Consider the following 13,324-nt stretch of genomic DNA (forward strand, 5'->3'; position numbering starts at 1 on the left):
TAATCAAAATGTTAATTACCATTGTGAAAAGGTAAAAATTAGTTTCACTAAGTTTGGTGTAAAAGTGGCGAAAATGATGGAATCTTAACAAAACTCACCGGAACGACTCCAAAGTCTTGCTTGGAGGCGGTCTCACGCCTGGCTAGGTGCCGGCGTTCAGTGTGACCAGCAAGAAAAACAACAGTCCAACGACAAAAAGTAGCTTCTGCATAGCCTGGGATTTTGAACATAACATGGGAAGATCCTCTTGAAGGAGGAGTTCTACGCTGGGGGCCCTAGGTCGTCAAAGGGGATTTGAGTTTATCGGCCAGAGGCTTGGTGTCATCGAAGAGAAAGTGAATTTTTTCCCACTTTTCACAGGTGGGAGACTCGATATAGACGTTTTCGCCAGTCCACGGGTGGGTGAACTCGATGCTTCGCGCTTTGAGGCATAACCCCGCGATTCCTAAGTCATTTCTGAAAAAGCGATTGTGGTGGGAATCGCCGTGATAAGCATCCCCCAGCAATGGATGGGAGATACGATTGAAGTGCCGGCGAATTTGGTGATAGCGGCCGGAATGGGGCTTTGCTTCCACCAGCGAATAGCGTGCCGCAGGAAATTTTTTCCCAACCGCGACCGGGATTTCAAGGGTTGCCTTGCGGGTGAAGGACGTATGAGCATCCACAAGGTCTCCGGTGGAATCCAGTTCCAAGGGGACTTTGATGTCACCGTGTTCCGGTGTGAAGCCCCGGGCCACGGCCCAATAGGTTTTTTGGGGTGACCTTTGAGCGAACATCTTACAGATCGTTCCAGCCGCTTCAGATGAAAGCGCAAAGAGCAATACACCGCTGGTAGCGGCATCCAGGCGGTGTACAGGATAAACATGTTGCTTCATCATGTTGCGAACCAAGTACAGGCAAATTTTATCCCGGGGGATTTTATATTGAGAATCCTCCGGGGGATGCACGTGAAAACCTGACGGTTTGTCGACGGCAATAAAATGTGGGTCTTGGTATAAAAGCTTCATCGGCCCCAAACTAGGGCGCGCGCTTTCTTTTGTCCAGCGATTCTCAGCAAAGGTCCAAGGATTTCAAGGCCAGCAGCATGATCATTCGCAAAACCCAGCAAAAAAATAGTTCTTCCTGAAAAGTTGACGGATTCTAAGGAGAGGGGGAGGCATTATGAAGCAGAAAAAAGTTCTATTTGTCGCAACCAATACTTTCCGTCTGGGAAATACAGGGCACCGCACGGGTGCATTCCTTTCAGAGCTGACTCACCCCTATGAAGAATTAAGTGCCTCGGAATATGAAATCGATATCGCCAGTCCTCATGGTGGCGAGATTCCTTTGGACGGAATCAAGATGGATGATCCCATCAACGCCGTTTGGATGAATGACGAGGAATTTCTGGAAAAGATACAAAACAGTCTCCGACTGAAGGAAGTGCGGGGACATGAATATTGTGCGATCTACGTGGCTGGTGGCCATGGAGCGATGTTTGATTTACCTAATGATTCTGACCTGCAAAGGCTCGTGGTTGAAATATATGAAAACGATGGTGTTGTTGCGGCCGTCTGTCACGGAACTGCGGGATTGGTTAACTGCCGCACCTCGCAAGGGGAGTACCTAATCAAGGATCATGAAGTGACAGGATTCAGTAATGCTGAAGAGGAGATGGTGGGAATGGAAGACGTGGTTCCCTTTTTACTTCAGGACAAAATTCAATCCCGGGGGGCAATCTATACTCACGGTCCTAAGTTCGCCGCCCATGTCGTTAAAAGTGGCCGTGTCGTGACCGGACAAAATCCAGCGTCATCCATGGGCGTCGGGCAGTCCATTGTTGAGGTTCTGGAATTTATCGAGACGGGACTGGATCTGCCGGTGGTGAACTGGTGCGAGTGGCACGCTCACCCTTAAAAAACTTTTTTAGAACCTTTTCGGTGGGTTCTTTGCCCAGTGGCGAAAACCCACCGTTAGTTGTCGAATCTGAATCATCATCAACCAGAACCTGCCAGATTCCCACACTGTTAATCCATTCCATCTGCGGATTCCACACGGAACTAAGTAACGCGTCCCAGGCTACGGCTTGATGCTGATAGTTGATCGGCGCATCGTCGCCTTCGTACAGGTAAGGGGAGACAAAGCATTTTTCAACACTGCGATATCCGACTTCCTGGATGGCCAGCTGCTTGCGGGTTTGGGTGACGCTATTAATCTGGTTCACCGAGTTTTGCAGCTGATAAGCATACTGGTGACTGAACGGAGTCAGAACTTCCATCAGTTGATCATATTCAGTCGGATAGTTTGTGTCTGCCGCCCCCAGTGCGCGGTAATAGTCAACGCCGATGAAATCAAGCTCGTTCCAAAAGCTTCGCAGATACTGCTGATGCAGTATTTCTTCGTCTGTTCGGGCGGCAAAAGTCAGATCGTGGCGCAACTGTTCGAACTCGCCACCCCAGGTGCGGATTCCATTTTCCAAAACATATTGATCAGTAAAGTTAGCGCCATAGGTGATTTTTACCTGTCTGCCCATGATCTGACGGGTTTGGTAAATAAATTTAATCCATAGATCAGGCCGGCCAAAGCGCTGAGTTTTCGAGCGACTGCCCAGGCCGGATGTCAGAGAGTGCATTTCAGCGCCAATCGAATACCAGGCTGCTCCGGTTTTCTTTGCCAGCTTCATATAGCGAGAATGATAGTTATAGAAACTGCGAAACCAAAGTTCAGGATTTGCCGGTTTGATATTTCCATGCCACCACAGATGTCCGTGCTCGTCTTCCCAGGGGAATTCCCCTTTTGGACCAACAACCAAAAGGATGGGACGAAATGCAGCCTGAAGTCCCAGCCCTTTTGCATACTGAATCGTCGCCTCCAGATGACGTTCTTCCTCGCGCTGTTGATCCAAAGGGACGACGGATTGCACTTCATTCGAGGCTCCTCCGACCATGCGGGCCCGGAAATTAAAGATCACGGTATTCACACCCAGCGCTTTTATTTTGTGCATTAGGCGTCGAACTCGGATTCCTTGTTCGGTGTTGTCTACGCGAAAGCCCGTGGGCCAGTACGTGATGATGTTGACGGCGGACTCCCTGCGGGAATCTGCCAGGACTGAGATCGAAGACGTCAGAAATATTAGAAATACCAGCAACGAAAGTCTCATACTTTTATTTTTAAGAAGTTCGAGGCGATTGCAAGCAGACTGCCAACACTGGCCTTTCGTTACCCATCCAGTGTGAAACATCAATATGTATCCAATTCTGGATCGGCGTAGAATAGGGGGATGAGACTGCTTGCGATTTTATTGATTTGTTTTTCAATCTGCAAAACGTTCGCTTCGGGAACGGTGCCGCCGCTTTATGAAAGTGTTTTGCTGGTGGGCGATGATCATGTTGCCGGGGCCTTCGGAAATGCTTTGGACAGGTATTTGCGCACTATCGCGGTGGACGTAAACACCATTGCACAATGTGGATCGAATCCTGATAACTGGACTGGAAGCAGTACTGACTTTGTGCCGACTCGATGTGGTTTCTGGCAGCGTAATGAATCCGGCCAAGAGAAGCGTTCCAAAGATTTCAAGCCACGTTCTTTCGAGGAGGAACTGGCAAAGGCTGACCCAGATCTGACCCTGATTGTACTGGGAACTTTTATGCTGACGGACTCGAAAGAGATGGCGAATCAAAGAGAGCCTATCGAAAAGATGGTCGCTGAAGTGGGAAAAGTGGCTAGTAGATGTATCTGGATTGGTCCCCCGCAAATCAAAAAACAACCTTACGCTGCGAATTTGCAGGAAGGTGTTCGCCTACTTGAAGGCATTCTGAAAAAAAGACGTTGTGAATTTATCGACAGCACCAAATTTTCGAAATACCACGGCAAAAATGGTCTGGATTATCAGGTCGCCGCGGGTACAAATTGGGGGGCGGCAGTCAGTAAGGTGGTCGAAAAACTCAATCGACCATCAGCTAAAGAAGTTCATGATCTGGACAGTGTGGTGCCGGGAGAGATCGGTCCCCCTTCCAACCAGGAAATGAAATAACTTGATGGTATTAAGTACTTTTTGGACTGCCTATTTTTAGTGCATAAATATGATTTTGCACTCTGAATTCTGCTATTTTCCTGGAGTCAAACAGGTCCTTTGGTAATCTCTTAAACAAAAATACCGCTGTGACAAAAACTTCTGCAGTATCAAGTTGAGATTGCAAGATTTTTTTATGGGGATCATGTCGTTTTCGAGCGAAAATTGTCGATAAGGGCATGGGGGACATGATGCAATTCTTAACTACCACACTTATCGTTGCAATGGGACTGACTGCGGTCAGCCAATCAGCTATGGCTCAGGTGAAACCTGTGGTTACTGCTGCAGACCCTTCAGCAATGGAATTGAAAGCGCGCAAAATGTATGAGCGCTTAACTGGTACCAAGCTTCCAGCAGACAGCCCCATCGTTGCTCAAATGGTGGCACTATTAAACAAAGGTGACCTTGCGGCTGCGGCCCAGGTCGCTACTGCGGATAATAACTTTTTGAACATCACAGTAAAGTTGATGGCGTTGAAACTTTCAACTCGTGATGAAACTATCAAAACTGAATTGAATGACCTGGTGGCTACCTTTATCGGCGTGACTCGTGATCAAACCGATGCGCGTGAGCTATTGACTGGCAATATCTACTACATGGGCAGCGGCACCGATGTTCGTTCTGACTTGGTTGCGGATCTTTTGATTTCAAACAATCACTATGTGGATCTTGAACAGAAGCGTGTGAACCTTGCGACAAACCTTGTTCGTAAAACGGGTCAGCAAATTGCTACCAGCGCCACAACGTCTGTGGCGAATCCGGATCCTGCGGGGGTTTTGACTTTACGTGCGTTCATGGGCGCGCATGCCTCTGCCGGCACGAATCGCCGTCTGGTTGAATACACTTTCCGCGAATTTATGTGTGTGCCGTTGAATGACTGGGCAGATACTGGTGCCTCTGACTTGCGGATCGGCCGTGACATTGACCGTTTTCCAGGTGGTGACCATACGAAGTTTTCCACTTCGTGCAAGGGCTGTCACACAGTGATGGATGGATTTCGCGGGGCTTTTGCCAAATGGGATTACGACAACTTGGGCATCAAACACTCTGATGTGAACACCCGTGGCGGCTCACCGGCAGAATATCGTATCGCGGCAGACGCAACGACGGGTGTGATTGTTAAAATGAATCGCAACGGCACGGTCTTTCCGTCAGGTTATGTGACGACCAATGCCTCTTTTGTGAATAATGCCATCAGACCTAAAAACGCCGATTTTTTTGAATGGCGTGGTGATGCCCTCAGTGGCACAGGTGCGGCTGGGTTTGGCCGAGTGGTGGCGAACTCAAGAAGATTCAGTCAGTGCATGGCCAAGACCGTATTCGAAACTGTTTGTCGTAAAACTTTGGACCCGGTTGCTGACAAAGCAAAACTAAAAGACTGGGGTGATGAGTTTGAACGGGATGGATATAAGTTAAAAAAGTTATTCGAGAATATGGCAACAAAAACAGAATGTTTGAACTAGAAGGGGGGATTTATGAATAAGAAATATTTTAAATTTATATTTTACGTTCTTCCTTCAATGATTTTCGTGGCGATCAGTTTTAACAACTGTGGTCGTTACGGACAGCTGCCAATCAGTGAGGACTTTGCATCAACGGGCTCTAGCTCTGTTGAGGAAACAGACTCAGAAAAGCTGGGTATTCCTTATGCGCTACTTTCTGCAGAACAAACTATGGCATCGATGATGCGTGTGACGAATGTCACAGCGGTCAGCACGACATTGTCGAACGAATACACAAGTCGATATGGAGCCCTGGCAGCAGGTAATGACTTAAGCATGGCCAACGGTCCGTTGATGCTGAGTGCAACCAGTCTGGCTGGTGAGGTTTGCAATTCACTTTTGACGGCGGAGAAAGCGCAAGCCGCGGCTCAGCGTGCATTCTTTGGCAGTGTCAACTTCGCGGCCGGGGTGAACTCCCTGACTGACGAGCAGTTTGCAAGCAGTGTGCGTGGGATGGCTCGCTCTTATTGGGGCAGAAACGTCAATGCGGAAGAGCTGACGCTGTTGCAGGGTTATAAAACCGAGTTTGTCGCAGCCTTGGCTGCCGCGGCTCGTACGCAGGCGGCGTCCACCAGCAATTTGATGCTGGCAACGTGCGCAGCCATGCTTTCAAGCTTTGATGCAATTACCTATTAGTTTTTAGTTTATTGATTTTAGTTGGTTGGATTTCTCTGGGGGGAGAATATGGCAAAAAATAAAAAAGACATCCCACTGTGGGCGCAGTCAGGGCATAAAAAGCCGGTGAGTCGTCGTGACTTCCTGTCAGCTGGGATCATTCCATTTGCGGCGCATATGTTTGTGCCAAACTGGATGTCTTTGGTTTTGGGAAGTTCGGCTCAGGCGGCTACTGCTGCGGACTGTCCGATTCCAAATTCACTGATTCCCTTCGTAACAGTCAATCTAAGTGGTGGCGCTGCGATGGCAGCGAACTACGTGCCGATGAATTCTGCACGCCAGCCCATTTCCACATACAACAAACTGGGACTTGGTAATAACCAGGTACCTATCGAACGAGCTTTCGGCAATGCCCCTTTTGCCGGAAATGGTATCAGTAAATTCCTGACAGGTTTAAAGACGCAAGCCAATGCGGCAACAATTGCAAAAACTGCTTTCGTTGCCTTCTGCGTGGATTCCCAAAACGACACCAACGCCAATAAATTTGACGTGTCTGGTGCGATTACGAAAGCTGGATTGGTTGGATCCAATTTGCCGAATATGGGGAATCGCAATACGCGCACAGGAATGAACCAATCTGCGGGATTTGCTCCACCTCCAGCGCCTTTGGTTGTGGGAAATTATAATTCATTGCTGACTTCCATTGGCTATAGTTCCACATTGGGTTCCGCTTTGAATGCCTCTCAAAAAGGTTCTTTGGTGAAATTGATGAGCAATCTGACGGAAAGTCAGACTCGTAAGATAGCCTCCATTCAAGGAGGCGAGACCGTGAAAACGGTTTTGGACTGTGCTGGCATTAAAAATATGGATGTCATTGCCAGAGGAAACTCTGCAGTGGATCCTCGATCCAGTTCTGCGGTTGCGGGTGTTTGGGGTATTAACGCCAACACCGCTAATAACAACCGTGAACTGCTTTTTGGGGCCATGGTTTACAACACTCTGCTCGGGCAAGCCGGAGCTTCGAATTTGGAAATTGGTGGTTATGATTACCACAACAATACGCGCACCGCAGGGGATGCTAAAGACCTGGATGCCGGGAATGAAGTGGGCAGAATCCTTCAGACAGCATCGGTCCTGGGTAAACCAGTGATGGTGCTGGTGGTTTCTGATGGTTCTGTTTACAGTGATCCTTCCGAAGATCGTGCAGCGCCCTGGGTGGGTGATCGTGGTCACGGCGTGGCTTATTTATTTTATTTCGATCCTGCAGGTCGTCCTGCGACCAGCGACTTCCAGGTTGGTCATTTTAACAACAACCAGGCGTCAGATCCGTCCTTTGTGACAGGATCAAATCCTGAGTTGGTGGCGGCAGCCGTGTTTGCAAACTGGTGTCAGGCCAATAAGCGTATGGATTTATTTGATCGTGTCGGTGGGCGAATCCTGGATTCGAATCAGCTTTCTCAGGTGATTAAAGTCGCCTAAGGTTTCGATTGGGTATGTAGGTCATTTGCTCGGGGGAGTGATGGGGACTAAGTTAGGACAAAAATTATTCTGGGCCGTAGGGGCTGTGGTCACTCTTGTTGCGTTCAACAATTGTGGCGAAGGCTTCGTCATGAGCAGTATCTCCGGTGGTAGCACGTACTTTTCTACTGCAGGTGGTGAAACCTGTGAAGAGGCCATCGTAAAAGTATATGCCAGCACTTTCCATCCGTTTTTGACTCAAACTTGTAGCGGCTGTCACGTGGCGGGCGGGCCGGGTCTTGGAGTGTTTGGAGCAACAGATGTCAGGACTTCTTATACGGCTTTTTCCAGTGTAGGAGCCGCAAAAATTTCTTCCCAAGCAGTGAATGCCTCCCATAAACCTCCCTATACGGGACCTGTGAATCAGGCGCGCATAACTGAAATTAATTCTTACTGGTCGGCTGCTCAGGAAAAGTATGCGCAGTGTCTGGTTGACACTGGTGCGTCAGCTCCCTCCAGTGGTGTGAAGTCCGCGTCTATTACCGTGCCGGCGAATTTAGCGACAAATACGAATTTCCAAACAATGACTTGGGATCTAGCAACAGCCTCTCCTTCCGTTCCTTTGACGGCGACCATCGAAATCCGCCGTGCGGTAGTGGGTGGGGTGACTCAAGGATACGAATTCCGCAATCCTTCATTGCGATTGAAGAATGCCTCTTCCGGCAGCTACCAGGCGCAAGTAATCAGTATTTACGTCAATAGCAATCTGGCTTCTGAAGTAACGACTTATCAAAATGTGAATGCGGTGATTTCGACCACCACAGCTACGAATCTGTCAGCGGGAACGGCGAATGCATTGCTGGTGATGACTCCAAATGCGACGGATGTGATTGCGCTCCAGTTTGCAACGCTTAAATCAACCAGTGCCACGAACCCAACACCGACTCCAACACCGACTGCTACTGCGTCTCCGACAGCGACTCCGGCAACAGTGACATTCACTCAGTTGGTCGCTTCGGGTGGGGTATTCGCCAATAGCTGCGTGTCCTGTCATGCTCCTGGTAAGGCCAGTGGCGGACTGGATTTAACGAACTATGCGGCAGCCAAACTGGCGGCGGCAAATATCAAATCGCGAATGAACAATGCCAATAACCCGATGCCAACAAGTGGGATTTTGGCGGAAGCTCAACGTAACATAGTCAACACCTGGGTTGATAAAGGTGCTCCTCAGTAGGGAGCACTGCAAAATAGCGCTGCATATTCCAAGCTTTTGATTTGCGCCTCAACAGTAGGAACCATAGACTGAAAGTCCAATTCGGTTTTGTTCTTCAAATGAGGTTGCCGCGTGATTTTTATTCTGCCGATATTGTTATTGTTGGGTTCTTTAATATCAGAACCAGCTCAAGCGTACCCTGATTTTATTTCCTATGGGTACAATACCTGTATTACTTGCCACTATAACGGTCAGGGTAATGGCCCCTTGACAGATTATGGACGCGCACTCTTCTCAACAGAGATCGCCTCCCGCGCCGTATTTAATTCCAAAACCACCGAGGAAGAGATCGCTGCGAGCTCAGGCTTTTTGGGCTCGACACAATTACCGTGGTGGATTCGTCCCGGTATCAAGTATCGTGGTCTTTATTTTCAGAATAATCCGGGTGGGTCTGCTGCCGTCAGCAAATACATCACCATGCAAGCCGATGCAAACGTCGCTGTTCAGTTGGATCGTGGTGGGAAATATCTATTTGTATTATCTGGAGGCTATCAGCCAACGCCAGCTTCTCGTGCCAATATCGATGACCCCGAAAATAAGAATATGATTTCCCGTGAGCATTATTTCCGCTGGCAGGTGAATAAAAAGTTCTTCACATATGTTGGCTTGATGGACAAAGTATTTGGTATTCGCACGGCTGATCATACCGCCTACAGCCGTAATGTTACGGATTTGGCGCAAAACGATCAGTCTTCGGGAGTGATCACTCAATACTATGGTGATGGCTGGGAAGTGACCGGCAATGTGTTTGTCGGAAATCTGGTCCAAGAGGAGGCGGATGTGCGCCAAAAAGGTGCCTCCGTGATGTTTGAATTCGACGTTGCTGATCAAAACCGTCTGGGCTTTGCCGTGCTGGGGTCTAAGAACGAATACGTGGAAAAAACACGTCTGGAGTTCCACCAAAAGCTGGGCTTCGCAAAAGGGGATAGTCTGCTGACTGAGGTTGGTTTTGTGAAGGACAGTCCGCTCTCTAATCCCAGCGATAAAGTGGGTGGATATTTAATGTTGCAGAATTTGACCCGAATTACCCGGGGCTACAATATTCTCAGTCAGATTGAGTACTACAATTCGACTCTTTCATCAGATTCTTCAGACATGTTTAAGTGGTCTTTCGGTTTATTGGCTTTCCCCATGCCGCGGGTAGAGTTCCGCGCGGGGTTTGTCAATGGTCGCACTATTAACGATGACAGCGTGACTCAGGATACCTGGATGTTGCAAAGTCAGTTGCATCTTTCACTTTAGGAGACCGGTATGAAAAGCATTCTTCTTTTACCACTGATCATTCTGTTTTCCTTGAACAGCCATGCGCAAAAGTCGGTTGCAAAAGTCATCGCTCCGATGGAGCGTTGGCAGCTTTCTGCAGAATTCAACTCTTGGGTGGAAAAGCTTTCGATCACCGATAATCTTGGGGCCACTCAGGATTCCAAGGCTTCTTACTATGGGTTCGGAGTGGGAGTTGAAAAGAACTTCCATCATGCCACTTGGGGTTGGGGTATCGGTGGTGGTATCGCCAGTGGCAGTGCTGTCGGTGGTGATAAGAGTGCTGGATTGAATTATTTTGAAGCCCGCGTCCCATGGATGGCGTTTCGAATTACACCACGGGTGTTTTATCGTCTGGGTCCCAAGGTTGATCTGGGGTTTGATCTAAATACGTATATGAAGAACGTAAATTGGTCGTCGGGTAGCAGTGGCAATATGACTGTGCAGTCAGGTTCCAAAATGATTTCTGGTGGCTTTATTGATCTGCGCGCGCGTGTTAGCGAAAGATTTGAATACATGCAAAGTTTCGGTATGGTTTATAAAGACGAGACCATGTACTGGAGAGTCGGACTCGCTTACCGAATGTAGGCGAGTTTAGGGAATTCCCAAAATCCAGGTTTCGATAGTTTGGATTTGGGCTGTACTAAGAGTTGATGACTGCGGCATATTGCCGACGATACCCGTGGTATTGTTACGGATCTTTGTGTAAAGCTGTGATCCGGAAAGATTACCCGGTGAAACCAATCCCAAAGAAATGAACTGAGCTTCCGAGATATTGCCCCAGGATTGATGGCTGGCTTGCGCATGGCAAGTCGCACATTCAGTACGCAAGATCGCTTGAGCGGCCTGAAACTCCGGAGTACCGCCGCCACCTTCGCCGTAAATATCAGCGTCGTAGTAAGAAGAGTTGTAGGACTGACCACAGCTTAATGGCGCTAGTAAGGCAAGACCCAAGACAATTGAAGTAAGAAAATTCGTTTTTGCTTTCAAACCCATAACTTATTAAGCCACGACCTGGCCCCCGTTGAAAAGCAAACAATGGTCCAAGTCTTGTTTCCAGATTCATTTTTGTCTCATTACGGATCTATCCGACTCCATGCCGTCGCAAAATCACTATGAGGCCGAGGAACTATGAGATCTGCTGTTTTTTAAATTTCGAATGACCCCTAGAAAATAGGGGCCGTATTTCTGTAGATTTTCCTGCGGAGCTTTGATTTGCATCATGGCTTCTGGACAATCTGGCATTTTTTCAGCCATTTCCCTCAAAGCGGTGTCGTGAAATATCATATAAGCTGGCAGGTATCGCTGTCTGGCAAGGTTCATGCGCGCTCGTCTAAGCTGTTTGAAATGCTTGTCGAATGCATCCGAAACTCCATCTGTTGTGACTACAAACTTCTTTTCCTGTAACGGGAAACGAGGGCCGCGAGCGCGAGTTGGGGGCGGTGGGGGAAATTTTGGATAAATACTTTCCAGGAGAATACCTTTGTATTCCGTTTTCAATATTCTTTTCTGAGTAAAGATCGATGGATAGTGTCCTGTTTTATCTCTTTTCCATCTTAACCACGAGTGAAAAAGTTCGTGTTTTTCACGATCCATCAGACAAAGATTTGTAATCGAATTATCAGTCTTCCTGCCATTGATGTGATGGACCACTTCGTTAGAGAAGAGTGGGCGGCCTATTCTGGTTTGCGCAATATAGCGATGTTCCATCTCACGATTACGCTTTAGGATGACGTATCCTCGTGAGTCGATGTAAGTGGCGGTTTCGTTTGATATCCCGGATTTAAACCAGTTCCAGAGAGCAATCCAAAGTCTTCCCATAGGATATTCTTATCGACGAAAAATTGGTTAAGTTGATTCTTGCCTCGCATTTTTCATTCTGAAACAGTCATAGTGAAACGATATACTTTACGTATTATAAACTAAACCGAGTTGTAGGACTTTAGGCGGAATGGTTTGGTCCAGAAACACAATATGTTACCAATAAGGCCTTTAGAATGTGAGTTATCTGAGTAAAATATAAGGAATGAGAATAGTTTCACTCTGTTTTTTGACTTCATTCTTTGTCTTTGTAGGCACGGATGTATTTGCAGCTTCATTAACCTGCAACGACAATCAATCCGCTGAAAATTGTATGGTGTGCAATTGCTATCATGAAACTCGGGGTGAACCTTTGGATGGAATGATTGCAGTCAACAAGGTTGTCTTGTCCCGTGCCGAAGACGACTCGTTTCCAAATTCTCCCTGCGGAGTGGTTTTTGACGACGCCCAGTTCAGTTGGACAGAGGATAGAGCCGCTAACAATATCAGAGCAAAGCGTGAAGAAGACAGAGAAGCACTTGATAGATGTAGAAAAGCCGTCAAGATTTCAGTTCGTGAAGGTCCGAATGAAGTGCTCTACTATTACAACCCGAATGTAGCATCGCCAGGCTGGGCACGTCGTATGAAAAAATGCGGCTCCATTGGCAATCATGCTTTTTTAGTTCCTCGTGGCGAAAAGTGCCCAAGAAAGCTGGGTGCAGAGTCTAAATATAGGGACTATACGCCTGAGAAAAAGGCAAGTTCAGGGAAGGGTATTAATTAATGAAATCCGTCTTGGCGATTATACTTCTTTATGGTTTTTCGAGTTGGGCAGGCCCCGTGGCCGTGTCTACTGATAGCACTGTGGGAGTTGTGGTCAAAGGCGGAATAGCAACAGTCTCTGTACCTGCAGATGCCCGTAAAGCCCTTATTCAATGGCGTCCGGAATTTTTGGTTTTTGATCTTAAAGACTACGGCGAGTCCGTAAAAAGTTTAGTCAAAGAAGTTAACGCTGAAGGTACCCCTATGGCGTTTGTAGCGGACTTTAACAGCGATGGTGTAAAAGACATCGTGCTTTTGGGCAGCGATCTATATCAGCAGTACGCGGTGGCTCTGGTCAATGTGGCGGGTACTTGGAAAGTTATCGAAATACAGTCCTGGAAAATTCCAAATATCAGAAAAATAATGACGAAGAACGAAAATAAGGAAAAGGAAACGGGCATTCCTTTATACGTAATTCCAGCGCAAGAAGAGCATGCCAAAAAACTGGGTAAAAAAACGGGTATTCAGGTTGAGCGATTTATGGGCTCGGCTGCAGTTTATGAAATCACAGACGGTAAAGCAATTCAGGTTAAACTGCCATAG

At 47.7% G+C, this 13,324-nt stretch carries 14 protein-coding genes; 10 read left to right on the forward strand and 4 right to left on the reverse strand.

The window, feature by feature from the left end; genetic code table 11:
* Positions 1–275 precede the first annotated feature (275 nt).
* Entirely contained in the window at positions 276–1,007 is a 732-nt protein-coding gene (locus ACLVWU_RS07085; RefSeq protein ID WP_413578290.1) for a pseudouridine synthase, read from the reverse strand.
* A 154-nt stretch (positions 1,008–1,161) separates the two neighbouring features.
* Here ACLVWU_RS07085 and ACLVWU_RS07090 point away from each other — a divergent pair, with 154 nt between their 5' ends.
* Positions 1,162–1,896 (forward strand): type 1 glutamine amidotransferase domain-containing protein, encoded by a 735-nt coding sequence (locus ACLVWU_RS07090; RefSeq protein WP_413578291.1) that lies wholly within the window; start codon positions 1,162–1,164, stop codon positions 1,894–1,896.
* Here the strand turns inward: ACLVWU_RS07090 and ACLVWU_RS07095 are convergent.
* Positions 1,835–3,139, reverse strand: a complete 1,305-nt coding sequence (locus ACLVWU_RS07095) for a glycoside hydrolase family 113 (RefSeq protein WP_413578292.1) — start codon at positions 3,137–3,139, stop codon at positions 1,835–1,837. The genes ACLVWU_RS07090 and ACLVWU_RS07095 overlap by 62 nt on opposite strands.
* A 120-nt stretch (positions 3,140–3,259) precedes the next feature.
* On the opposite strand from ACLVWU_RS07095, the gene ACLVWU_RS07100 reads away from it, so the two are divergent.
* From ACLVWU_RS07100 to ACLVWU_RS07130, 7 genes are all read left to right on the forward strand, one after another.
* Entirely contained in the window at positions 3,260–4,012 is a 753-nt protein-coding gene (locus ACLVWU_RS07100; protein ID WP_413578293.1) for an SGNH/GDSL hydrolase family protein, read from the forward strand.
* A 227-nt stretch (positions 4,013–4,239) separates the two neighbouring features.
* Positions 4,240–5,514 carry a hypothetical protein gene (locus ACLVWU_RS07105; RefSeq protein WP_413578294.1) on the forward strand — a complete coding sequence of 425 codons (1,275 nt, stop codon included), beginning with the start codon at positions 4,240–4,242 and terminating at the stop codon, positions 5,512–5,514.
* A 12-nt stretch (positions 5,515–5,526) separates the two neighbouring features.
* A complete protein-coding gene (locus ACLVWU_RS07110; protein WP_413578295.1) occupies positions 5,527–6,189 on the forward strand; it encodes a hypothetical protein in 663 nt (220 codons plus the stop codon).
* Between the two features lie 48 nt (positions 6,190–6,237).
* Positions 6,238–7,647, forward strand: coding sequence for a hypothetical protein (locus ACLVWU_RS07115; protein WP_413578296.1), 1,410 nt, complete (start codon positions 6,238–6,240; stop codon positions 7,645–7,647).
* A gap of 40 nt (positions 7,648–7,687) precedes the next feature.
* The gene (locus ACLVWU_RS07120) at positions 7,688–8,860 is read left to right on the forward strand and encodes a hypothetical protein (RefSeq protein WP_413578297.1); all 1,173 of its coding nucleotides are present in this window, start codon (positions 7,688–7,690) and stop codon (positions 8,858–8,860) included.
* Positions 8,861–8,971: 111 nt separating this feature from the next.
* The gene (locus tag ACLVWU_RS07125; RefSeq protein ID WP_413578298.1) at positions 8,972–10,141 is read left to right on the forward strand and encodes a hypothetical protein; all 1,170 of its coding nucleotides are present in this window, start codon (positions 8,972–8,974) and stop codon (positions 10,139–10,141) included.
* Positions 10,142–10,150: 9 nt separating this feature from the next.
* Entirely contained in the window at positions 10,151–10,747 is a 597-nt protein-coding gene (locus tag ACLVWU_RS07130; protein ID WP_413578299.1) for a hypothetical protein, read from the forward strand.
* 6 nt (positions 10,748–10,753) lie between these two features.
* On the opposite strand, the gene ACLVWU_RS07135 is transcribed toward ACLVWU_RS07130, so the two are convergent.
* Positions 10,754–11,155 carry a hypothetical protein gene (locus ACLVWU_RS07135; protein ID WP_413578300.1) on the reverse strand — a complete coding sequence of 134 codons (402 nt, stop codon included), beginning with the start codon at positions 11,153–11,155 and terminating at the stop codon, positions 10,754–10,756.
* Positions 11,156–11,272: 117 nt separating this feature from the next.
* Positions 11,273–11,980: an HRDC domain-containing protein gene (locus tag ACLVWU_RS07140; protein ID WP_413578301.1), complete on the reverse strand. Its 708-nt coding sequence runs from the start codon at positions 11,978–11,980 to the stop codon at positions 11,273–11,275.
* A gap of 205 nt (positions 11,981–12,185) precedes the next feature.
* On the opposite strand from ACLVWU_RS07140, the gene ACLVWU_RS07145 reads away from it, so the two are divergent.
* Positions 12,186–12,743, forward strand: coding sequence for a cell wall hydrolase (locus ACLVWU_RS07145; protein WP_413578302.1), 558 nt, complete (start codon positions 12,186–12,188; stop codon positions 12,741–12,743).
* Positions 12,743–13,324 carry a hypothetical protein gene (locus ACLVWU_RS07150; RefSeq protein WP_413578303.1) on the forward strand — a complete coding sequence of 194 codons (582 nt, stop codon included), beginning with the start codon at positions 12,743–12,745 and terminating at the stop codon, positions 13,322–13,324. Before ACLVWU_RS07145 ends, ACLVWU_RS07150 begins: the two co-directional genes overlap by 1 nt.

The sequence above is a fragment of the Bdellovibrio sp. HCB290 genome (genome assembly GCF_047305925.1).
GTDB lineage: Bacteria > Bdellovibrionota > Bdellovibrionia > Bdellovibrionales > Bdellovibrionaceae > Bdellovibrio.